Genomic DNA, 23588 nt, shown 5'->3' with positions numbered 1-23588 from the left:
CTGAACCGTCCACCGAAAGCAGCCCGCGGGAAGTCCCAGTGTACAAAGACCCGGCCAGTTTACCGATCTTTTTTTACCAACTCCTCGGCATGGTGGTACTGCTCCTTGTTCTCTTTACAATGCAAAACACCTGGCACAAAGAGGCGGAAATTGGCAGGAACGGTAACCAGAACCCGCTGGCATGGATCAAAAAGGCCGAAACCCTTGCCCGCAGTGGCAACTACCACGACGCTCTGCCCTTGTATGAGAAAGCCATTGCCGCCCTGGCGCCATATCCATCCCAACAGCAACCCCTGCGCTACCGGTATGGTATTGTTTTAAATGCTCTGGGTGCCAAATCGCGTCCAGACCTGTATTTACTAGCCCGCGCCCAGTTTCAATCCGTACTCGACTACCTGGATTCCGGTGCCAAATTACCGCTTTCAGCCGCCAGGGTCCGCTCCGCGCTGGCACACACCTATCATCAGCAAGCCGCCAGCGAACCCACAACCACCCTGCGCACTCACCTGCTGAACACGTCCTACCTCCTCTATAAGGATGCTGTGGCCGGGCTGATGGATCAGGGGGAATGGCACAACCTCGCCATTACCTACTTCAACCTGGGTCAGGTCTGTGAGTGGCAGGGCAACCTTCAGGAAGCCATCGCCTGGCTGGATAAGGCAGTGCAACTGGATTTTCGCTACGGGTTTCCCGACCTGAAAGAGGACAGGGACTACCTTTCTGCACTGCGCCGACAGGCCCAGCCGATTGTGCAGCACACGGAAACCCCCCTCTGAGCGCACTGTGCGTTTACTCAATACCCTATGACTGAATGGTTTTCCTCCTCTGCCAAGCCATTGTCCCGGCGGTTAAGCGATTTTGGATGGTCAGTCACAAATAATTGCAAAGAAATTTTTTACTTTCCTGCCTGTGCCCGGAAAGTCCATCTCGAGCGGAGGGCTTCCCTCTCTTAGGATGACATCGCTGTCATCTTTTTTTTCACTACCGGAAATCATTTACCAAGGGGGAGTGGGTCTGCGCCAACAGCAACTGCACAAAAAGCGAACAGCGCAAAATAGTTGCCCCAAAAGGCCAGTAACAGGTATTTGGGATTATTTTTGAAAAAAAAAAAGCCATTTCATACGGGTTATTGTGGTTTTTCAGAAAAAGTTGATCAGTACGAGATCGCCTGTAATATAACCAACCTTGATTAAATATTGATCAAATATTCCTAAGGATACTTTAACTTCATAAGCACCGTTTGGCTTGTGATTATTTTCCTCCTGGAGGTAATGGGACATGACGAAACAGACTCTGCGTAATACCTTCTTCTTCCTGGCCGCTTTCCTCGCTATTAGTATAAGTGTCAATGCATCGGCAGCTATCAAGAAAACCATGGTCGTGGACGCAACGGCTTACAATTCTGTACCCGGGCAGACAGACAGTGACCCCTGGGTAGCAGCCTGGAACAACCGCCTACGCCCGGGCGATAAGGTGATCGCTGTATCCCGTGATCTGGAAAAGCACGGTCTGACCAATGGTGCCAAGGTAAAGATTGAAGGACTTCCTGGTACCTATACTGTGCGCGACCGTATGAACAAGCGCTTCAGAAACCGTATCGATGTGTGGATGGAAAAAGATATCAAGAAAGCCCGTGCCTGGGGCAAGAAAAAGCTGAAAATCATTTTTGAACCGGCCAAGTAAGCAGAGCTGATTTCACCACCCCTTGTGACCCCGCCCTCCAGCGGGGTTTTTTGTATTGCTTTTGCCTGCCAATCAGACAGGTATTATGAACCGCTCCGACATGATCAACCCCACCTAAGTGGTCCCGTTGAAGTGTTGGTGCATGGTGAGTAATGATTCTATTTGCATAGTGGTTTTCGCTCGCTGGTAAGTTACTGACCACCAGACTGATCGCAGCATTTCCCGAACCGGGAAACCTGTCCCCTAAAGGACTAGCTGCCTTGGGCTTGGCTACCCCGTTCAATCATGTCAATGAGACAGAGAGGGGTAAACGCAGAATCCAGGGAGGCCACTACAGGTTAGGAAGATCCGATATATGACAATATTCTCGGCGATAATTCAGAACCGGTAACCCCCCCTTTTCAAGGAGATGTGTCAGATTTGGTCTGAACTAATACACGCTATAGCCCCAGCATCATTTGATCTCGACGAACATCCTCCTGCTCTTGATTACGGATATATGCTCTAACCAGTTCCTCATCCAGACCTACTGTAGAGACAAAATAGCCTCTCGCCCAAAAATGCTCTCCTACAAAATTTCTCTGTTTCCCCTTAAAGAAAGCGCCTGGCTATCATAATGGCACTTTTACCTTTCAAATATCCTACTACATTCGATACCAAATACTTCGGTGGGATACTGACACACATATGCACATGATCTGCCATTAAATGTCCTTCTTCTATCTTGCAACCCTTTCTACCAGCCAACCCATGGAAGACCTCCCCCAAGCCCTTGCGCAGATTGCCATATATCAACTTTCTTCTACGTTTTGGGATAAACACTACATGGTATTTACAATCCCATCTTGTATGCGTCAAACTTTTATAGTCTCTCATAGGTACACCCTTCTACTTCTTGGTCGAAATAGAAGGCTACTAGACCGTAGCAACGGTCGAACCTATTCGAGTCCCCCCGACATAGCCGGGGGTTTACCTAATGATTAAATTACAACAGCAGCCGACGCACATCCGCCAGCACACTGACCAGATAGGTCAAAAAGCGCCCCGCATCGCCGCCATTGACCGCGCGGTGGTCGTAGGAGAGCGCCAGGGGCAACAGTTTCCGCGGTGCAAACGTCTCGCCATTCCACACCGGCCTCACCGCCAGTTTGGAGATACCGAGAATGCCCACTTCCGGGGCATTCACAATGGGCGTGAAGCCGGTGCCGCCAATCGCACCCAGGCTGGAAATGGTAAAGCAAGCGCCCTGCATTTCCTTCGGCTTCAGCTTGCCCTCGCGGGCCTTCAGGGCCAACTCGCTGGCCTCTGCCACCAGTTCGTACAAGCCTTTTTTGTCCACGTCGCGAATCACCGGCACCATCAGGCCCTTGGGCGTATCCACCGCCATGCCCACATGCACATACTCCTTGTGCACAATCTGCTCGCCATCGTTGTGCAGGGACACATTAAAGCTGGGCTCTGCGCGCAGGGCCGCGGCCACCGCTTTCAGCAGGAAGGGGACCGGGGTCAATTTCACGCCGCGCTTTTGCGCTTCGGCCTGCATGGACTTGCGGAACTCCTCCAGCTCGGTGATATCCGCATCATCGAACTGGGTCACGTGGGGCACATTGAGCCAGTTGCGGGACATATTGGCGGCGGTGATCTTGTGGATCTTGCTCATGGGCGCCACACGCACCGGGCCGAACTGGCTGAAATCGATCTCCGGCATCTCGGCGATACCGAGACCGCCACCAACCGCACCGCTCTCGGCCTTTTTCACCTGGTCGCGGATATAGTTGTGCAGGTCATCCTTGGTCACGCGGTTGCGCGGCCCTGAAGGCGTTACCCTGCTCAGGGTAACGCCCAGCTCCCGCGCCAGCTTGCGCACGGCCGGGCCAGCGTACACCAGGTCGCCGACTGTGAGATCCCGCTCCGCCCGGTCATCCCTGTGCGGGGCCGCTGCGGGCTCGGCAGGGGACGCCTGTGGCTCCGGGGTAGTCTGGTCAGGGGCGGGCGGTACCTCTGCAGCGGCCGGGGCGGGTGCCGTTTCGGTCGCGGCGGGCACCACTGCCAGCACCCCCAGCGCATCGCCGGAAGAGACCTTGTCGCCTTCTTTAACGGCGAGGGAAACCACGGTGCCGGCACGGGGGGACGGCACGTCCATGGAGGCCTTGTCCCCCTCCACCACAATCAGCGAGTCGCCCACGGCAACACTGTCGCCGGGCTGCACACAGATCTCGATGACGTCCACCGCATCGGCACCGCCCAGGTCTGGAATCAGGATGGGCTCCTCTTGCGGCGCGGTACTGGCAGCAGCGGCTGCGGGTTCCGCTTTCACCGGCTCGGGCTGGGCTGCCTGTGCCCGGGGCCCAGGGGGTTCCTTTGCGGGAGCTGGCGCCGCATCGGTTTCAATTTCGGCAATCACATCACCTGCGGAGACCTTGTCACCCTCCTTTACGCGGATACTGAGGATTTTGCCAGCCACAGGGGCCGGCACATCCATGGAGGCCTTGTCGCCCTCCACCACAATCAGTGCATCCTCCTGCGCTACGGTGTCGCCGGGTGCAACCGCAATTTCAATAACATCAACCTGTTCGGCGCCACCGAGGTCAGGCACTTGAATGACTTGTTTTGCCATAAGGACTCTGCCCTCTCCTAGCTGATGCGCGGGTTAACTTTTTCGGCGTCGATCTTGAGTTTCACGATGGCTTCTGCAACCGCTTTGGCATCCATCACGCCCTGCCTGGCCAGCCCGTTCAGCGCGGCGATCACCACATAGTTGCGGTCCACCTCGAAGAAGCGACGCAGTTGCTCGCGGCTGTCACTGCGGCCGAAACCGTCGGTACCCAGGGTTGTGAGTTCACCGTCGATAAACTCGCGCAACGGCTCCACGTAAGCGCGGATGTAATCGGTGGAGGCGATCACCGGGGCAGTATTGCCCGCAAACTGCTCGGTGATCCAGGCTTTGCGCGGCTCGGCTTGCGGGTGCAGCATATTCCAGCGCGCCACATCCTGGCCCTCCCGCGCCGCTTCCACCGCGGAGGTGAGGCTCCAGATATCGGCAGTCACACCGAACTGGTCGGCGAGGATATCCGCCGCTGCCAGTACCTCCCGCAGAATGGCACCGCCGCCGATCAGCTGTACATGTTTCTTCGCGGCCTTGCCCTTGGCGCCCTTCTTAACATTGGACTTGAGCTTGTAGATACCGCGGATAATGCCCTCTTCCACCCCCTGGGGCATTTCCGGCTGGACATAGTTCTCGTTCTCAATAGTGATGTAGTAAAAGAGGTTTTTCTGCTCTTGGTACATCTCCTTGAGACCGCGTTGCATAATCACCGCCAGTTCGTAGCCGTAGGCGGGATCGTAGCTGCGGCAGTTGGGGATGGTGGAAGACAACACGTGGCTGTGGCCGTCCTGGTGCTGCAGTCCCTCGCCATTGAGGGTGGTGCGCCCGGCAGTGGCACCGATCAGGAAACCCCTCGCCTGCATATCGCCAGCAGCCCAGGCCAGGTCACCCACGCGCTGGAAGCCGAACATGGAATAGTAGATATAGAAAGGCACCATGGCCACGCCGTGATTGCTGTAGGCGGTCGCCAGGGCCATCCAGGCAGACATGGCGCCAGCTTCGTTGATACCCTCTTCCAGCACCTGGCCTTTCTTGTCTTCCTTGTAATACATGATCTGGCCGTGATCCACCGGGGTGTAGCGCTGCCCCTGGGAGGAGTAAATACCCAGCTGGCGGAACAGTCCCTCCATACCGAAGGTGCGCGCTTCGTCCGGTACGATCGGGGCAATGTTCTTGCCAATGTTTTTGTCTTTCACCAGTGCGGCGATGGCGCGCACAAACGCCATAGTGGTGGAGATTTCCCGCTCACCGGAGCCTTTGGTGAGGGCACTGAAAGCGTCGAGATCCGGCACTTCCAGTTTCGGGCACTCGGTGTGGCGGCGCGGCAGCGGGCCACCCAGAGCCTTACGGCGCTCGGTCATGTATTTCATTTCCGGGCTGTCCGGGGCCGGGCGGTAGTAAGGCACTGCTTCCAGCGCTTTGTCGGTCAGCGGAATCGCAAAGCGATCGCGGAAGCGCTTGAGGGCATCCAGGTCCAGCTTCTTCACCGAGTGGGTATCCATCGCCGCCTCACCGGCGGCACCCAGGCCGTAACCTTTCACGGTCTGCGCCAGGATCACGGTGGGCTGGCCTTTGTGGGCCATGGCCACCGCGTAAGCCGCATACACCTTGTAGGGGTCGTGGCCGCCGCGGTTGAGTTTCATGATCTCGTCGTCGGACATATCCTTGACCAGCTCCAGCAACTCCGGGTACTTGCCGAAGAAATGCTCGCGGGTATAGGCGCCACCGTTGGCTTTGAAATTCTGCATCTCGCCATCGACCACTTCGTCCATGACCTTCTGCAGCAGCCCCTTGTCGTCCTTCTCCAGCAGCGGGTCCCACAGGCGCCCCCACAGCACCTTGATGACATTCCAGCCGGCACCGCGGAAAACCCCCTCCAGCTCCTGCACAATCTTTCCATTGCCGCGCACCGGGCCGTCCAGGCGCTGCAGATTGCAGTTGACCACAAAGACCAGGTTTTCCAACTGCTCGCGGCCGGCCAGGGAAATGGCGCCGAGAGTTTCCGGCTCATCGCATTCGCCGTCGCCGAGGAAAGCCCACACCTTGCGGTCGCCGCGCGGGGAGAGGCCGCGGGCGGACAGGTAGCGCATGATATGCGCCTGGTAAATGGCCTGGATCGGGCCCAGGCCCATGGAAACCGTGGGAAACTGCCAGTAGTCCGGCATCAGCCAGGGATGCGGATAGGAAGACAGGCCGTTGCCGTTCACTTCGCGGCGGAAATTATCCAGTTGCGTTTCGTCGAAACGCCCCTCCAGGTAAGAGCGGGCATAGATACCTGGGGCGCTGTGGCCCTGGAAGAACACCAGGTCGCCGCGCTCCTCACCTTCATCACCGCGGAAGAAGTAATTGAAGCCAACATCGTACAGGGTCGCGGCGGAGGAGAAGCTGGAGATATGCCCTCCCAGGCCGTCGTGATTCTGGTTGGCGCGCACCACCATCGCCAGGGCATTCCAGCGGATCAGGGAGCGGATACGGCGCTCCATAAACAGATCGCCGGGCATGCGTTTTTCCGCACCGGGGGGGATGGTATTGCGATAGGGGGTGGTGATTGCCGCGGGCAACTGCACGCCCGCATCGGTTGCGCGGTCGGACAGCTGCTTGAGGAGGGCGGCGGCACGCTCCTTGCCGCTGTAACGGATCACCGCCTGCAGCGCATCCAGCCACTCCTGGGTTTCGAGGTTATCGGTTTCTTCTTGCATCAAGTGCTCCTGGGCGAATCAGGCGACGTCGGGTCGGTCTATGTCTGAACAATCGATATATGGGCAAACTGGGGTGCAGGCAAAAACGCGCCCTTTTTGGTGGCTCCGCACATGCATCAGTCCCGTTGGCGCAAGTGTCGTGTATGCATCGTCACTTGATCACAGCCTGGAGGGAGCTGCGCCGTTTCGCTGCTGCGATTGTTCGCATTGACTGTAATTATCGATGCCGGGCGTCACGCCATATGGCGGACAAAACCCCATTCCCGGTCGCTGGCGGAGGTGATTGTAGTATTACTACAAATAATTTTCCAGACAGGACAGTTAGTAACAAATAAAACCAAAATGCAAAACAATTATTTGCCATTTTGTAAAAATACCGGAATATTTTATGGAAAATTGCAGGAAATAAGCTACAAAATCGAGTCCCAAACAACGGTATCAGTCACAGTTGCACCGGCTTCCCCGCGGACTGATATTCAGCGTAGACCAGATACCGCAGCGGCCCTCCGGCCGTGAGGGCATTAAAGGGGTAACAGGTCACCAGCAGCAGGCCGCGTTCGGCAAAAATCGGCAGGCGCTCGCGCGCACTGTTCACGATACGCATCTCCGCAACCCGATAAGTATGCCAGCGACCATGGGGATCCTGCAGGTACACTGCGCTCCCCCGCTGCACTTTTTCCAGCCCCGCAAAATGGGTGTCCCGATGCGCGGCAATGACGGTTGTACGAAGCTCGCCCGGATGCCCCGAACCGGCCAGCATGCCCGGACCGAAGGCGAGGGACTGGCCGCTGCCACCGGCGAGGACCATCAGCGGCGCCTGCCCCGCCAGCTGGAGCCTGGCCACAGGCCAGGTATCCGCCCAGGGCCAGGGTTTTTGCACAGCCCCACCCTGCAGCCGGGCCTCCCAGGCATTGGCGATCAGGATTTGCGCCAGCTGCGCCTTGGCCAGCTGCCAGCCCGCAGAGCCCAGCTGCCACAGGCCCGCCGCCAGGCACAGCAGGCAACACAGAGTACGCATCACGACTGCTCAGGCCCAGGCCGGGCCCGGATGCCACCGCCGGCGCAGGCCCGGCACCATCCCGCCCAGCAGGGCGGCAAAACCCAGCAGGCCAGCGGCTACCAGCAGCTGGGCGTAGATCCCGGTGGCAGTACTGGGGTAGGCCTGGCGCTGCAATAGCTGGCCTTTCGCAGTCATATTGGCCACCGCACTGCGCGAGAGCACCGCTTTGCCAGGGCGCACCACGGCTTCCTCGACCGCGACAAAGCTGGTATAGGGGCTTGCGATCTGGTGGCCCAGGGCGAGCTGTAGGATTTGCGCACGCAGGGCCCGGCCCGCATCACTGCCCTCCCCCACCTGCAGTTGCTGGTCGCGCAGGGCTTCAATCTTACTGCGCGCCCACAGGCTGCCGAGGCCGCCGGAGCCGGCAGTGCCATTGGCTTTGAGTGCCAGCCTGCGTACAAACTGTTTACCCGCTATACGCCCGCGCAGCTGGATGTCCCCCTGCAGCTGATCCCCGTCAACCCTTGCCACCAGCTGCACCGCCTCGCCGCGGTAGAGATCGGGAATGCGTTTGGGGTAGGCATCGGCTGTCACACCCTGGGGCCAGCTGAGCTGCAGGTCGGTGGCCATGGGATGTTCCAACCTGGTGAACAAGGCCTGCATGCGCTCGCGCACTTCGGAGATATCGCCGATGGTGACAAAGGCGCCGCGCCCAAACTGTGCGGCCTTGCGCATAAAGTGGCTGTTGGGCGCCGAGCCGATGCCCACGGTAAACAGGCGCGCGTTGTTCAGGTGCTGGTGAATCAGCTCAAGCAGCGCCTGCTCATTGCCCACGGCACCATCGGTGATAAAAACCACCTGGTGCACCCGGCTGGTGTCATCTGGCAACTGTTGCCCCAAAGCCAGGCGCAGTGCCGGCGCCATCTCTGTACCACCTCCTGCATCCAGGTGCTCTGCTGCCTGGCGCGCACGGTGGATATTCTCCGCACTCGCCGCTACCGGGCGCGGAAAGAAAGCCCGGGTGGCACTGTTAAACTCGATAACATTGAAGCGGTCATTGGCGTGCAAGCGGGCAAGCGCCAGGACCAGGCCTTCCTTGGCCTGGCGCATGGAATTTCCAGCCATGGAACCTGAGGTATCAATGACAAAGACCACTTCTCGGGGCAGGCGTTGAGTGCGGGTGCCGCTATCCGGTGGCAATAGCATCACCTGCAGGTAGGTACCGGCATTCTCCCCGTCACTGTTTTGCGTTTCCACCCGTTCACTGAACAGGGCCGCACGGGGCAATGCGGAAGCACGCGGCTGCCAACTCAGAAAAAATCCCGGTCCATCTGCGCAGTGCCCTCACGCAACTGGATGGAGTAGTGCCCGCTGTCTTTGTTGTCGACATCAATGGTGTGATACGGACTGCTAATCTGCGCCAGTGGCAGGCCACTGTACAGCTCCACCGCAATGGCAATTTTATGGCTGCCAATAGCCTCCAGTTCCCCGGCTGGCTGCATAAAGGGAGTAATCGCCGCTGCATCCGGCACCTGGCTTGTGGGCAGGGCCCAGCCTCTTTGTTCCGTAACCAGTGCCGAGGCTTCGCCGCCGGGAGCCTGCAGCGGCAGGGGCTTGCCGGGAATATAGCGGGGCGTGAGGGTGGTGGGCATGCGCAGGGAGAAAGTCCCCCCATCGTAGGTGACCGGTTGCAGGTAGCGGATATTGACCTGCACTGTTTCTCCCGGCGCAATATTGGCCACTTGATTGGTAAACAGGTTGGGGCGCTGCTGCTCCAGCAGGGCCGCGCGCTTGCCCGCGGCACGGGCGGCCTGGTATATCCTCGAGGCCTGCGTGCGCTCGCGCACCCTGCCGACAATACGGCGCTCACCCAACTGGATTTCCAGGCCGGTCACCGCTGCCTGCTCCGGCAGCGGCAGTGCGTAAATGGCTTCCCGCCAGCTGTCGCTGGTATTCTGAAAGTCCTGCTGCAGCTGCACCTCTGCAACCAGGCCACGAACGACCAGTTTGACCCGGCTGGCCAGGTGTACCGCGGGGATATAGCGCCCCGATTCTGCACCGGTAAAGAGCAGATCACCGGCTTTTACCTCGTCCAGGGTCACCCTTTCCAGGGGGGATTCGATAGCATTGCCCACCTCACCGGAAAGCGCCTGCGCGTGCACCCCTGCACCAACGGCCGCAATCACTACGGCCAGCACCACCACAATGAACAACAGCCAGCGGCCGGGACCGCCGCTGAGCTGGCGGCGGCGGTAGTATTCCTCCGCTGGCAACACCAGGTCATCTTTGTAAAAGCGTTGCCCGAACAATATCACCCTGTTCACACATTCCCCTCCATCCTTTTACTTGATTGCAGAAGGTATTTAAACCGGGGAAGCGGGCAAAACCGGGCAGTAATTCGGGCAAAAGCAGGGGACAATTATGGCGAATTGTGGCGGGTGCAGATTACCAGGCAGGTGATGCAGGGATCGAGTTAGGAGGCGGGATTGCTCCCGCCGTCCTCTCACACCACTGGGCATACGGTTCCGTACCACGGCGGTTTACGAGTAACTTTTGAGCTGGCGATTATAATCCTGCAGCAATACTAAACCGATTCGGTCAAAGCGCTTCTTGGGCAGAGCTTGGTTCATGTGCGAGGCACCGGCATTCCACCAGGCTCCTAGCCCATTCTGGGCACTGGACTTCGCTCTTGCCCTATCAAGCCCCAGCCGCATCAACATTCTCGTCCAGGTCATTGGCCTCTTCCATTGACGCCAGAGGATCTTGCGGAGGTGGCGGCGCAACCAGCCATCCAGTTCTTACAGGATACTCTTGACGCCTATGTGTCGGAAGTAATTCATCTAGCCTAGCAGCTTCGGGTTGAGCTCTTCCACCGCTTTGTAGATAGATCGACTTCTTCCCGGCCGGAGTACAGCCCTCAGACCTCCCTTAAAGCGCTTGATGGCTTCCGGGACGACTTCTAACCGCATGTTGTATTTCCGGCTGTACACGCTATAGCCCAGAAACTTCCGCTGCCATGGCCTGCTCACACTACTTTTATCCCGATTAACCCTGAGCTTCAGGGCGGTTTCCAGATAAGCCGTGATTGAGGCCAGCACTCGCTGTGATAGCGGTAACCTATTCTTTTGGGATGGTAGCCGCTTGCCCTGGTAGTGAATCAGCGGCTCATCAAGCCTGGCCAGGTTTCATTATCAGTTGTTCTCGGATACCCACTGTATACTTGATCAGATGTGATGGAGTAGCGTATATAGCGCTGGTTTTTCAGGAAGAAATATGCGCGAAATGCATTCCATTGGTGGGCTGCGGTAATCTCCTTAGCATAAGGGCCGAGCCCTGGCCAATTGCTGTCATTGACAGGTTGGGGATAGCCGCCGTCAAGTCGATCTTCTTCCAAGTCATAGCGTAAATAATTTCCGTCATCGAGAAAGAAATAAACTTTGCTATTAGGCCATTTTAGGGCAGCGCGAATTTTCGTTGCGTAGGTAGCCAAACCAGACCAACTATTATTGTCCACCAGTTTGGGGTAGCCGGAATCTACCCGATCTTCATTGAGGTCATAGCGCAGGTAACGTCCGTCACTTAAGAAGAAATAGCCTTTATCACTGTTGACTTTAAATGCAGCAACAATCAGGTCGGCATAGTCGCCCAAGCCAGGCCAAGTACTGTTATTTGTTGTACTCGGATAACCGCTAGAAGCTTTGTCCAGGGTTTTATTGTAGCGTACATATTGATTGTCACCTCGAAAATAGTAAGCACGTGAACTACTCCAGTCCAGGCCAGCAATAATTTCCAAGACTGATTTACGCAAAGCAACAGGGGTATTGTTATGTACGAACACATAGTCCAGAACTCCCTGTGCTTCTGTATAGTCGGTCCAGGTTTGTGAGCTAGCGTCGACAACATCAATGAGCTGTTCATTCAGGTGGATCTCCACGGGTCCGTTATCTGTGGAATACCATTTTATGGTACTATTATCAGCGGCCATCATTTTGCGCGTTCCAGGGCTGCCAATCAGTGGGTTACCATCCAGCTTCCAAGTCGTTTGCAGCTCAATATCCATAAAACGTAGCACCGTTGGTGCAATAGAGGTCTGGGCAGCATGTCCATAAATTCCATTGAAATCCTTGTTGTGGATATTTTCAATAAACTCGCTGTGCTCAGCATTTAACGGCAGATTACTGCCTATAAAAATTGTTTTCTCGCTGGTAGTTTGTGCACCATGTCCGCAGCCGCGAGAATCACGGCCGTGGTCTGTAGTTACAAGCACTAACCATTCTTCCCCTGTTGCAATACGTGTATCTACAGCGTCTAACAGAGCGCCCACCTGCGCATCGCTTGTGCGAATGCTTTCGTTATAGTGATTGCCAAAACAGGAGCTGTGACCGACGCCATCGGGGTCATCCAGTTGTAGGAAAAGGAAATCCACATGACCTGAGGATATTTCCTGCACGCCGCGTGCGGTAACATCCGCATCGGAAAGGCCACTTAAAACCAGATTTGCCTGTTCCAGGTCAGCAGTAAAAAAATTGGTATTAATAGGACTCCAATGGGATATGCTGCCCACCCAAAGGCTATTGTCAGCCTCCTTAATTCGTTTGAACAAACTTGGGAATTCTGCATTTGCCAGGCCAGAGCCATTGGAGGCGACTTTGTGCTTGTCTACCCAAACTCCTGTAAGAATAGTGGACCAGCCAGGACCACTTATAGTTTCTTGCTGACTTGGAGAGCCACTGATACCGCCAGCATAGGCTTTGTGTAAAATTAATCGATCATAATTGGGGGTGTCTATACCCTTGAGTTTTTCGTACTGCAGCCCATCAACGCCAATTAGAAGTACCTTCTTATTATTCTGGGCAAAAACGAATTGGCTGTTGGAAACAAGCGAAATTAACAACAGGCAGTAGATAAGTATCTTCATATCGAATATCCTGTATTTTCAATTAGTTTCTGGTCTAGACCAGCATTGATAGGATAGACAATAGTTGTTAAACCCCAATTAAGAAATTTTTACTGCGATACTACAAAGAAAAGGCAGCTATTTAAAAACTAACAACTAATGAGTCTTCCTCATTAAAATTAAGAAGCAAGGAATTCTTTAGGTGTGATGAAAAATAATTACTATCTAGTGCCTACCCACAATCATATAACGCACTGATTAATATGGAAATTTTTAAGATGGGTATTAAAACAGACTTCAGAATCACGTAGGATTGCTTTCGTTAAAAACAAACCCTCAAAGCAAAAAATCTCTATCATGCGAGAAACCCGCAAAGCGCAAACGAGTATTTTTGATTTTTAGTCCCAGCACGAGTTTAGTGACTTTCTCAAAAGCTTGTCAGAAGTGCTGGATGGCCTTCCTGAAATACTTGTTGAGCTTGAACAGGATTTGCTCTCTCAGAAAGCCAAGGTAACAGGGCGCAAGGGACTGTCGGTTGAAAGCGTCTTTCGCTGCATGCTGCTCAAGCAGATCACCGGTGTCAGCTATGACATGCTGGCGTTTCATTCACCCGAATCAAACAGTTTCCGATCCTTTGCACGATTGGGTAGAGATTGCCAACCTGGAAAATCAGCTCTCAGCAGCAACATTCGCCGAATAAGTCCGCAAACCCTAAAGACCATTTTCGAGCGAATCGGCCTCAGTGCCTTAAAGCAAGGTTTTGTTTTATGGGCGTTGATCAGTTACGAATGGATAGCAGCGTTGTAAAGAGTAACATTGCACCACCCTCTCACAGTCAACTACTGGATGATGGTATCCATGTCTTGAGTCGGCTCTTTGCCAAGAGCCGAGATTGTACTGGGGTTAAGTTACGACTCACCGACAACCGAAAAAAAAATCAAAGTCACTGGCAGCCCATATTTTTTACGGGAAAAGCAGAGAAAGATGCCCTGTATATCTAATTGAACTTCCTGGCAAAGCATGTGGTCCGGCAAAGCGAACGTGCGGTCAAATAAATCCAGAAATCCTGTCAGGAACTACCGTCACAGCCCTGCATCAACCAGCTAACGCACTACAGGCAACTACTGGATCGGGCGATAGATCAGACAGAGCGCCGGGTGTTAAATGGCGAGAAGGCACCTGCAACAGAAAAATTTATTCAGCCTGTTCGAACCCCATACAAATATTATTATCAAAGGTCGCCGGGAGATTGAGCCAGGGTACAAGATCAATTTGGCTACTGATAAAAGCGGCCTGATTACCGCATTCATGATAGAGAAAGGGAATCCGTGCGATACGAAACGGTTTATTCCCTTGGTGGAAGCACATAAGGAGCTTTATGGCTGCACACCCTACACCACCATCGCGAATGACGGCTACGCCAGTCAGGCGAACATCGAGGCAGGCAAGGAGCTGGGTATCAAACGGGTTGCGTTTTACAAAATGAAAGGAATCAGTATATGCGCGATGGGTATCAAGGAAAACACCTTAAAGAAGCTAAGAGACTTCAGGGCTGGTATAGAGGGTAATATCTCAGAATTGAAAAGAGGCTTTGGTGCAAGCAAGGCCCTAAAGAAAGGTGAAGATGGGTTTATGGCTTTTGTCTGGTCGTCAGTAACCAACTACAACCTGACCCGACTGGCGAGATTGAATAGTGGATAGCATTGAAGTTTGACGGATTCAAGATGAAAAATAGGCCGTCGAGCACGTTGGCACAGAGACGCTCGCTAAGAATAAGCCAAATTTAGTTACGAGTGCTTATATTATAGACAACTCGCTGCAAAAAGTTTGAATTTATCCTGCGCGGCGTTAGTATCAGATGCGGGCTGCTCACAAACCCCCCGCAAAACGCCTGTTTATGGACGGGCACTATCTAGTAGATACTTCCATTTCTATGGCGTGGGGCAGCCAGTATTCAATATTGTAATCAATCAGATGTTCAGCCGAATCATAGCGAAGTCTTAAAATTTTCAGGCCTGGAGCACCAGCGGGGATGCCCAATGGCTCTGCACATTGCAACTCCAAGTTCGCAACCTGAATATTACAGCGCTCTTGAGTAATATTTACCATGTAATTGTCTTGTAATACTTCTGTAATAGCTCCGGATAAATCGAAGTCAGATAATCCAGAAAAGCGCTCTGAGGAAAGATAACTCTCCTCTACCATAACTGCCCTTTGATCCAGATAGCGGACTCTTCGCATTTCAAAGTACTTGGTGCTTTTAGTACCATTAAAGGCAGAATAAATATCGCGTCTTACGGTCAGCTTACAAAACCTGAGTACTTTGGTGGCCGCTTTAAAACCCTGTTGCCGGGCCATGGAGTTGAAATTTACCTTTTGTGTCGGGTTCATTACAAATCGATTTGGTGCAACAAACCAGCCTCTGCGATTTTGCCGGTACACCAGCCCCTCACCTTCAAGACGGTTTAAACCTTCTCGTAAGGTAATACGTGTGACTTGCAGCTGCTCCGTCAGCTCGCGCTCAGCGGGCAGCTTGTGATTGGCGGCCAGGCGACCACTACCGATCAACAGTTGGATATGTGACTTAATTTTATCGTAACTAGAGGACACAGTACTTCTCTTGGGTTTGATCTAAAACTCGGTCTTAAGCCTGGGCTACCGAACTGGCATCCCTGTAAATTGATAGTCTATCAGGGACGTTGTCCAAGAGCCAGTCGGCGATTGATATCGACCAGTACGGGTTCAAGCTTATTGATATCGTCTATCAAATAATGAGCGCCGCAATTCTCAAGTTTTTGATAAGCGCCAATACTGTGATTTCTTTTTTCTTCCTCCGAGAGTGCTTGCCAACTACCCAGGGATAATCCCGAAGCATTTCCTGAAAGTACCACTGCAACTGTCCACATGCCGGCATTGCGCCCCTCATGAATGCCTGCGGCGGTATCATCAATCTTGACACATTGGCTGACAGACGGGATTTCCATTTCAATGACGTTCTTTAATGCAGCTGCGGGTCCTGGTCTTGCGCCCACAGCTTCATCTGCTGCAATAACACAGTCGGGTTCTAGGCCTTGTTGTTGAGCTTTTGCTAGCATGCCCTCAATCATTATGCGACTGTAACCTGTGGTGCTACCAATACGTATATTACGCTCACGCAAGCGGACAAATAGTTTGTCGGCTCCGGGTATTATTTGGCTGTGCCTATCGATTTCCTGAATCTGTATCGGGGCCAGACGGCGATATAGTTCGTCTATATCAGATTCCTGGGATGGGCGCCCATGAACCACTTGCCAGGCAGTTTGAATGGAATTTTGTTGTAGCATCTGGCGAATATGTTCTTTCTTCTCAGTACCCATTGGAATACGGGTTTGCTCTTCGCTGACCGTAACTCCAGCCTCAGCAAAAATTTGCATAAACGCATGTAAAGGGGCGCGGGAGCCAAAATCTACTAAGGTTCCGGCCCAGTCGAGGATAGCAGCTTTAAGTTGTAGTGGTTCCATGGATTATCTCCTTTTTGGTAATTTATAGGGGAGTTGAGCGGTAAAATATCTGTCGACTAAGTACCTTTGAGCAGATCTTAAGCCAGTGATCTAGAGGAGCTACGGCTAAACCAGGCACTTTTCCTGAATCATCCCACTCGCGCAGACGCAGAGCATCCTCGGCGAAGGGGGCATTAAGAAAATTATCTTTTTCTTTATCTGTCATTCTTTTGCCTTGTTTTTTTAGGGTTTTGTGGCTTGCTGCGGATAGCCGTGTCTCATAAATGTTATCTGTACTCATTAAAAATCTTTTAGCTTGAACATGTAGGGCGATAGGCTTCGTGACTGTATTAGGAAAACCCCACCTTTCGAGTAAATCTGCACCTATTAGGTCATGTGCACTGTAGCCTTCAGTATCCGTCCCGGGTATTTTTTCCTTTATAGCGTGGAGATGGCCGATATCATGAAGAAACGCTGCAACAGTCATTTCATCGGAGATACTAGAGTGTTCCGCCAGGGTGGCACACTGGGTAGCATGCTGTAGCTGCGTGCATTTTTCTCCAAGTGTTAAATTCCCGTACTGCAAAAAGAACTGTTTAATTTTATCGACAACATTAGCTCTCATCGATTAAGCACTCATCTAGAGGGATCTTGTCCAAAATACCCTTCACCACCCGTTCCATTAATGCTGGTCCGGTTGTCATACCTTTTCCTCCAATACCGGTTATTAAATGAATATTTTCTGTTGCGGATTTTAGGAATACGCCTTGGCTACTTTCCTGGCTGTAATAGCCATTCCAAATCCTGGCAACATTTAAATGGGGTAGATTAAGGATACGCTTGGCTTCAGCTACCATCAGTGAGTTGATTTCCTGACATATTGCATAGTCCAAAGTGCCTGAGTCCTGGGCAGTGAAGTACTCATGAGAATCGCCAATGATGATGCTGCCATCGGCAGATTGTCGAAACAGAAGGTGGATACCAAATTTCCCATAGCTTGGATCAATATGGGGCTTCGGTAGATTTTTATAATTAGGACAACTTTTAAATGCTTCATAGCGACGTATTGTCAGACCTGTAAGCAGGTTCCCTGGTATTTTTACTCCCTTGATTTGTTGGGTACGCAACATCTGCAATTTACTAAGCTGTAGTTGTTCTGTTTGTAATAAGTTCGGAAATAAATGACTAAGTTGGTGGCCACAACAAATCATTACCTGTTCTGAAATAAAAAACTCACCTGTTGAGCAGCGAAGTTGGACCCCATTTTTGACTTCCTCTACGGCTATTACCGGAGATGCCTTCTTAAAATGTAAATTTTTCGTGTCTTCAAGTAGTTTCCAAAAATACTTCATTAGCAGGGAGCTTTCGGCACTCATTTCCTGTGGATAGTAGAGGCCACCATGGCAGTAACTCTGCTTTAGTAAATTAATTTGCTTGTGACACTGCGTCGAGGTAAGAAGCTTGGAAACGTAGTTAGTCTCACGATTAATCTCATGCATTTCCTCTAGTAGATTGGCCTCTTCTAAAGAAGAAGCCACGTAGAGAGAGCCATGCTGCCAGAGTGCGTCCGGCATTATTGTCGCCAACTCGCCATAAAGTTCCAGCGATCGTCGCCCCAGCTTTCGCCATAGTTTTAGATTCATACCAGATGGTACTACTTGGCCAAAATTGCGTACCGTGGCTCCGTGAGGCTTAGTGCTGGCTTCAATTAACAGTACTTTTTTTCCGGATTTGAGTGCATGGTAAGCAGCAAAACTGCCTAATATCCCGGCACCGACAATGGCAATATCGAATTTCATAACTGCTCTATAACCTTTTTTACACTGGAGAAGTAATAAGCCTCGACCGTGAAGAAGAATTACGGTGCAAGCGGCGAAAGAAAAGAAGTGAGAGCAGCATTAACAAAATACATGCAAAACCAGTAGCATAGGAAAGTTGCTGAGTAAACTGTAACCAGTTTAGGTTTGGTTGCGCGAAAGTCTTATAGAGCATGACACCAATGCTGCCGATATAACCCGAGCTATCTGCCAGATAAATCACAAACCCTGCGTTACCTAGGCTCTTGGTGCAAGCGACCAGACGTTCAAACAACAAGCAGTTAAATGGAACATAGCCTATATAGAGCCCGATATTGATCGCAATCATCCAGGTAGTTCCGGATACAATATCAGCCTCAAATGCAAGAGTTGCAGTTATACAGATTACTCCCCCAGCGGCGACTAATAGCTGGTTTAGCTGCAATGCGCGATAGTTCTTACGTACAAAAATAAGTAGTGCCAGGGATGCTAAAACTACCAGTGCCACGGGTAAAGTGCTGGTAAGGAAGACTTGAGGCGCCTCACCATAACCCAAAGCTTGCCAAAGCTCTGCAGCGAAATTATCAGAGAAGTCACGAAATGCCGTTAGGAATACATAAGCAATGATTAAAGCCAACAATCCCAGATTCGTTTCGTTGACGAAAGTCCAACGCATTTCAGTCGTCATTGGTACTCTTTGTTTTCGTGCACGGATGTCTGCTTGGTTGGGTTGGGGAATTCTACTGAGTGTAAATGTCGATAGAATCAGTGCAGGTAGAAATAATAAGCCCACGGTTGCAGGCATCCAGATTTCCGGCACTTTCCATTCCAGCATTAGATATGCAGCTACTGCTTTTACGGCTCCTGAAGAGACGATTAAGCTAACACATAAAATGGCGCCTAGTGCCTCAGTCAGACGACGCCCCTCTAAATAGCTGAATACTAGTCCCCACACCATTCCAAGGGGGAGACCATTAAAAAAAAGCATGACAACATTATAAGGAGCGGGGATCAATGCGAATGCTATCAAGGCAAGATGACTGAAAAGAACCAGAAGTACCAGCATTCTTCCCCGCTGCAATGGCCGTAACTCTGAGACAACCTTAATCCCGATAATTTTTGAAAACGCATAACCCAATACTTGGGAAATTATAAGTGCGGTTTTAAAGTCTAGAGTGAATTCCCAACCGGAAATATTGGCGTAAGATGCTGCTGCAAAGGGCTTGCGGAAAGCGTACATACAAAAATAAGTGAAGAATGCAGCGACTCCAGAAAAGAGTAGTAAGAAAAGCTCACTGTTGAAATCTTTGCTGGAAGCAGATTCCCGTTTTTTACTGGTTTTTTCCATATTGATCGATAGTAATCTTTTGGTCTAGACCAGATTCTAAGTGCTTATGATTGCGCTTTTGTGACAGTCTTTTCTAAATTTAATAATCTCCCATGTGGTAAAAGTCTTTTCAAAAATATACCTAATTACCATCTAGGCTAAGTCAAGTTTCAGCAGTCCTTCTAGCATTGGCGGAGTCCTGAGAGAGTCGTAGACAAGCCGCGGAATCAGCGCGCACAGGTCGAATCTGCTGTTGAAGCAATACTGGAACTCCGCCAGATAACGCTGCGCATATTTTGGCCGTATCGCGTGGTAGGTACTACGCAATGCGTTCTTTAAATTGCCGAACACCGTGTTCACCCAGTAGAACTTGGGCTCCTCAACGGAGACGCGGCCACCACCGCAGACGATTTTGTCGTGGTCGCAACCGGCTTCAGTGACGGCATTGAAGCACGCGAAACCATCCGAGATAACGGTGCTGCCTCCACTCAGGTGACGCTTGCTCCAAGCGGCAATCTCGGTGCTTCGGAAGCTTTTGACGACGGAGAGTTTAACCCGGGTGGGATGGCCTTCCTTGGTGGTTTCAACGGCAGTCACGAAAGATGTTTTGTCTTCGGCGCCGCGCCCGGGCCTGCATCCGGTGCGCTCACCACCGAGATAGGCACCGTCCAACTCAATGAAGCCGGACAACTTGTATTGTTGGTCTCGCTCCAGCATCACCTGCATGAGCTTCTGCTTCATGCACCAGGCGGCGTTGTAGGAGATCCCCAGGTGGCACTTTCATGCTGGAAATGCCCTTCTTATCCTGGGTGATGAGATAAATGCCTAGGAACTACGTGGTCAAGGTCAGCTTACTGGAGTCGAATATGGTACCGGCGGTAATTGAGGTCTGCCGACGGCATTGATTGCACTGCTGCAGCTTTTGGTAGGCAAGTTGGCAGCACTCATCATGGCCACAGTGAGGACAACGGAAGCCCTCTGGCCATCGCCAGCGATAGAGAGCGAAGAAGCACTTCTCTTCGCTGCCGTACTGACCAATGAATTCGCTCAAGTTGGTGCCTTTCTGGAACTGTACCTTGTTGCGGGCCATGGCGGATTCCCTTGCAGATCAATGAGATAACTATGTTTATCTACAGTTAAATGTGACTTAGTAAGAGTGGTAATTAGGAAAATATATTCGCCGAGAATATTCACACTCCTGTTATACAAACGTCACACCGACAATTTAGGATTCTGGTCTAGTCCAGATTTATGTTGATGATCGAGCAAGTTAACTTGTGTCGATAAAAATTTGCCAATCATTTTTTGATTGATACGGGGAAGTAAAATGATTTATGTCAAATTATTGCCTGCAACGATTGCTCTGCTAGCGGGACAAGTAAATTACGCTTATGCACAAGAAAGTAGTAAGCAGAGTATCCAGGATGATAGCGAAATAGAAGAGATTGTTGTGCTTGGACGAATGTTTGAGACAGAGTTACATTCCCTGGAGTTACAGAGGGAATCCAACCGGATTGTTAATGTGGTATCGGCAGATGGTATAGGTAAGTTACCGGATCGTAACGCCGCAGAGGCAGTTCAAAGAGTCGCAGGCGTATCTATCGAGCGTGACCAGGGGGAAGGGCGGTTTGTCGCTGTGCGTGGCCTCCCGTCCCAATGGAATTCTTCTAGCCTTAATGGTCATCGTTTGCCATCTGCAGAAGAGGAAACTACCAGCAGGGCTACGGCTTTTGATTTCTTTCCATCGGAGCTGATTGAACGTATTGAGGTTTCTAAGGCTGTTACCGCGGATCAGGAAGGTGACTCTATTGGCGGCAATGTTAATTTTGTGACTCGTACAGCCCCTGAAGAACGCACTTTGGATATATCCCTATCTGGTGGCTATGCGGATAAAGCCGACGGTGATATTAAATCCATGAGCATTCTTTATGGGGATAGAAGTGAAGGTGGTAAATGGGGATTTTTGGCCAATGTAACTGGTTGGAGCAGGGATTGGGCAACAGATAACTACGAGCCCCGCCGTAAAGGGGAGGGAATATATCGATTGGAACTGCGGGATTATACCGGAACCAGAGATACCCTGGGGTTAAACCTTGCTACTGAATACCGATTGGAAGAAGGAGGTAAGATTTTTGCTCGTGGTTTGTATGGAACATTAGAAGATGAGGAGACACATTACAAGCACAGGTTGCGGTTCGATAAAGATAGAATGGAACTTCAGCATATCCACAATACTTTGATAACACGTATGCAAGGTGTTGAAGTTGGTGGAGAGCACTTTTTTGGTGATGATAACCATCTGAATTGGAATTTAGCCAGCTATGATAATGAATTCCGCTATGGGAATACACCCAATAAAGAGGATCGCTCTTATTTTGTAATGCGTTTTGATCAAACGGAAGTAGGTTATGTTGGTCTGGATGATGACGGGCTAGCTTACAACCAAATCGATGGTGGTACTGACCCAGCAGAAAATATACCCAATCACCTCCCGGATGGTTTTGTAATGGACCCAACCCAGTCCAGCCTATCTTGGGTTGAACTATATAAAGTGTATGTCAACGAAAAGGATAAAGTGGTAGCCACTTTTGACTTTACTTCCCAGTTTTCCAGTGAGCTGGAGTTAAAATTCGGAATGAAATATCGGGACAAGGAACGGGTCTCTGAATTCTCCGATGCATTTTTCGCTTGGGATGAGGAAAACTATGGGCCTGCCCCTGTTCTCTCTGACTTCCCCTTGTCTGATCAGCCTGGTAGAAATGATTTCCTATCCGAGCTGGATATCAACTATGACTCTCAATTCTCTCAGGTAGCTTCAATGTCTCAAATGGAGAATTTTTGGAACCAAAATCGAGATAAGTTCATTTTGGTTCCCGAAGAATCAGATCTAGTTGAAAATGGAGGGGCTCTTGGGCGAAATTTTGAGCTAACAGAGAGGCACCTATCGGCTTATGGTATGGGTAATTATGAGCTTTCAGATAGAGCCACTCTTGTAATGGGATTACGACTCACTCAGACACAAACGAAGGTGGAAAGCCAGGTATTTGTTAACGATGAAGCTAATAACGGCTATTTGGTGCCGTTTAATGGTGATAAAGAGTATTTATCCATTCTGCCATCGGCACATCTAAAATATGTTCTCACAGAAGATAGCAATATCAGGTTTGCACTGACCAGAACCTTTGCCAGGCCGGACTTTGGTGACCTGAATCCGGGAGGGTACTATGCCGAGCACGATAATGAGTTTATAGGAGGTAATCCAGATCTTGATCCTACTTACTCTTGGAATCTGGATATGATGTATGAGTACTATTTTAATGAATCCGGGATTTTATCTGCTGGTTTCTTTTATAAAGAGGTTACAGATCCAATTTTTAAAGATGTGAAAGAAGGTGAATACAACGGGGTGTCAGGGGTCGATATCTATAGCCCGGAAAATGGTGATGATGCGTGGCTAAGGGGGTTGGAATTTAATCTGGTGCGCAAATTGGATTTCCTCCCTGGATTTCTCTCAAATATTGGGGTATCGACAAATTTAACCATGATGGATTCAGAAATGCGGATTCCGGACCGTGATGGTGCAGTGCCGATTTCCCGTCAGGCTGATTTATTACACAATCTCTCTATCTATTATGATGATGGCGCTTTCTCCATCCGCCTGGCTCAAAACCATAAGGGAGAGTATATTGAAGAGCATGGTGGTAATAAAAATGAAGACCAGTACTACGGAGCTTACACAAGTCTGGATATGAGTGCAAATTATACGCTTAGAGACAATTTGGTTATTTTTGCTGAGGCCTTAAACTTGACTAATGAGCCTTTGACTTATTATATTGGCGATAAAGATAGGCCGAAGCAAGTAGAGTATTATGGGATTCGTGGTCAATTGGGCTTTCGCTATAGTTTCTTTTAGCGAGAGTGTGAATAATTCTGTGTAACCGCCTGCCCGGCAATTCGCTCCGGTCTAAAGTCGTAGCTGCTGTTAGATGTATTAGTTCAGACCAAATCTGACACATCTCCTTGAAAAGGGGGGGTTTACCGGTTTTGATGAAGCTGACGAAACCTGAAACCAAAACCAAGGATAAACCCCATGATTCATACT

Annotated in this window: 14 protein-coding genes and 3 pseudogenes; 4 read left to right on the top strand and 13 right to left on the bottom strand. The window is 51.2% G+C overall.

Translation table 11 applies throughout. The annotated features are described in order from the left end of the window. Positions 1-38 precede the first annotated feature (38 nt). On the top strand, positions 39-776 hold the full coding sequence (locus Q5Y71_RS12970) for a tetratricopeptide repeat protein (RefSeq protein ID WP_306042546.1): 738 nt from the start codon (positions 39-41) through the stop codon (positions 774-776). Between the two features lie 502 nt (positions 777-1278). Then, entirely contained in the window at positions 1279-1683 is a 405-nt protein-coding gene (locus Q5Y71_RS12965; protein ID WP_306042545.1) for a 3D domain-containing protein, read from the top strand. Between the two features lie 440 nt (positions 1684-2123). Here Q5Y71_RS12965 and tnpA read toward each other — a convergent pair. The 7 genes and pseudogenes from tnpA to Q5Y71_RS12930 all read right to left on the bottom strand — a co-directional run bounded on the left by tnpA (position 2124) and on the right by Q5Y71_RS12930 (position 12905). Continuing rightward, positions 2124-2559 (bottom strand): annotated as a pseudogene (gene tnpA, locus Q5Y71_RS12960) (IS200/IS605 family transposase). Between the two features lie 109 nt (positions 2560-2668). Further along, positions 2669-4300, bottom strand: coding sequence for a dihydrolipoyllysine-residue acetyltransferase (gene aceF / locus Q5Y71_RS12955; protein WP_306042544.1), 1632 nt, complete (start codon positions 4298-4300; stop codon positions 2669-2671). A 17-nt stretch (positions 4301-4317) separates the two neighbouring features. Continuing rightward, entirely contained in the window at positions 4318-6987 is a 2670-nt protein-coding gene (gene aceE, locus Q5Y71_RS12950) for a pyruvate dehydrogenase (acetyl-transferring), homodimeric type (protein ID WP_306042543.1), read from the bottom strand. 442 nt (positions 6988-7429) lie between these two features. Next, positions 7430-8005: a class GN sortase gene (locus Q5Y71_RS12945; RefSeq protein WP_306042542.1), complete on the bottom strand. Its 576-nt coding sequence runs from the start codon at positions 8003-8005 to the stop codon at positions 7430-7432. 9 nt (positions 8006-8014) lie between these two features. Next, on the bottom strand, positions 8015-9274 hold the full coding sequence (locus Q5Y71_RS12940; RefSeq protein ID WP_306042541.1) for a VWA domain-containing protein: 1260 nt from the start codon (positions 9272-9274) through the stop codon (positions 8015-8017). A 23-nt stretch (positions 9275-9297) separates the two neighbouring features. Continuing rightward, positions 9298-10311, bottom strand: a complete 1014-nt coding sequence (locus Q5Y71_RS12935; RefSeq protein ID WP_306042540.1) for a VIT domain-containing protein — start codon at positions 10309-10311, stop codon at positions 9298-9300. An 833-nt stretch (positions 10312-11144) separates the two neighbouring features. Then, positions 11145-12905 (bottom strand): hemopexin repeat-containing protein, encoded by a 1761-nt coding sequence (locus tag Q5Y71_RS12930; RefSeq protein ID WP_306042539.1) that lies wholly within the window; start codon positions 12903-12905, stop codon positions 11145-11147. A 336-nt stretch (positions 12906-13241) separates the two neighbouring features. On the opposite strand from Q5Y71_RS12930, the pseudogene Q5Y71_RS12925 reads away from it, so the two are divergent. Continuing rightward, positions 13242-14585: pseudogene (locus Q5Y71_RS12925) on the top strand (ISNCY family transposase). 207 nt (positions 14586-14792) lie between these two features. On the opposite strand, the gene Q5Y71_RS12920 reads toward Q5Y71_RS12925, so the two are convergent. From Q5Y71_RS12920 to Q5Y71_RS12895, 6 genes and pseudogenes are all read right to left on the bottom strand, one after another. Next, a complete protein-coding gene (locus Q5Y71_RS12920; RefSeq protein ID WP_306042538.1) occupies positions 14793-15494 on the bottom strand; it encodes a UTRA domain-containing protein in 702 nt (233 codons plus the stop codon). A gap of 80 nt (positions 15495-15574) precedes the next feature. Beyond that, positions 15575-16384, bottom strand: coding sequence for a phosphonoacetaldehyde hydrolase (gene phnX / locus Q5Y71_RS12915; protein WP_306042537.1), 810 nt, complete (start codon positions 16382-16384; stop codon positions 15575-15577). 22 nt (positions 16385-16406) lie between these two features. Then, complete coding sequence (locus Q5Y71_RS12910) at positions 16407-16988, bottom strand: HD domain-containing protein (RefSeq protein WP_306042536.1); 582 nt, start codon at positions 16986-16988, stop codon at positions 16407-16409. Next, the gene (locus Q5Y71_RS12905) at positions 16978-18162 is read right to left on the bottom strand and encodes a TIGR03364 family FAD-dependent oxidoreductase (protein ID WP_306042535.1); all 1185 of its coding nucleotides are present in this window, start codon (positions 18160-18162) and stop codon (positions 16978-16980) included. Before Q5Y71_RS12905 ends, Q5Y71_RS12910 begins: the two co-directional genes overlap by 11 nt. A gap of 19 nt (positions 18163-18181) precedes the next feature. Beyond that, entirely contained in the window at positions 18182-19507 is a 1326-nt protein-coding gene (locus tag Q5Y71_RS12900) for a DUF5690 family protein (protein ID WP_306042534.1), read from the bottom strand. Between the two features lie 132 nt (positions 19508-19639). After that, positions 19640-20576: pseudogene (locus tag Q5Y71_RS12895) on the bottom strand (IS1595 family transposase). A gap of 237 nt (positions 20577-20813) precedes the next feature. Here Q5Y71_RS12895 and Q5Y71_RS12890 point away from each other — a divergent pair. Continuing rightward, positions 20814-23399: a TonB-dependent receptor gene (locus tag Q5Y71_RS12890; RefSeq protein WP_306042533.1), complete on the top strand. Its 2586-nt coding sequence runs from the start codon at positions 20814-20816 to the stop codon at positions 23397-23399. Positions 23400-23588: the final 189 nt, after the last annotated feature.

This window comes from Microbulbifer sp. 2205BS26-8, assembly GCF_030731025.1.
Classification (GTDB): Bacteria; Pseudomonadota; Gammaproteobacteria; order Pseudomonadales; family Cellvibrionaceae; genus Microbulbifer; species Microbulbifer spongiae.
The sequence above is the reverse complement of the archived record's forward strand: the minus strand, read 5'-3'. Positions and strand labels throughout refer to the sequence as shown.

What these genes read in the sequence shown, in the direction of transcription:
- aceF (WP_306042544.1), bottom strand. Translation starts at nt 4,300, where the DNA reads ATGGCAAAACAAGTCATTCAAGTGCCTGACCTCGGTGGCGCCGAACAG.
- Q5Y71_RS12890 (WP_306042533.1), top strand. Translation starts at nt 20,814, where the DNA reads ATGATTTATGTCAAATTATTGCCTGCAACGATTGCTCTGCTAGCGGGA.
- Q5Y71_RS12910 (WP_306042536.1), bottom strand. Translation starts at nt 16,988, where the DNA reads ATGAGAGCTAATGTTGTCGATAAAATTAAACAGTTCTTTTTGCAGTAC.
- Q5Y71_RS12900 (WP_306042534.1), bottom strand. Translation starts at nt 19,507, where the DNA reads ATGGAAAAAACCAGTAAAAAACGGGAATCTGCTTCCAGCAAAGATTTC.
- Q5Y71_RS12930 (WP_306042539.1), bottom strand. Translation starts at nt 12,905, where the DNA reads ATGAAGATACTTATCTACTGCCTGTTGTTAATTTCGCTTGTTTCCAAC.
- phnX (WP_306042537.1), bottom strand. Translation starts at nt 16,384, where the DNA reads ATGGAACCACTACAACTTAAAGCTGCTATCCTCGACTGGGCCGGAACC.
- aceE (WP_306042543.1), bottom strand. Translation starts at nt 6,987, where the DNA reads ATGCAAGAAGAAACCGATAACCTCGAAACCCAGGAGTGGCTGGATGCG.
- Q5Y71_RS12965 (WP_306042545.1), top strand. Translation starts at nt 1,279, where the DNA reads ATGACGAAACAGACTCTGCGTAATACCTTCTTCTTCCTGGCCGCTTTC.
- Q5Y71_RS12945 (WP_306042542.1), bottom strand. Translation starts at nt 8,005, where the DNA reads ATGCGTACTCTGTGTTGCCTGCTGTGCCTGGCGGCGGGCCTGTGGCAG.
- Q5Y71_RS12905 (WP_306042535.1), bottom strand. Translation starts at nt 18,162, where the DNA reads ATGAAATTCGATATTGCCATTGTCGGTGCCGGGATATTAGGCAGTTTT.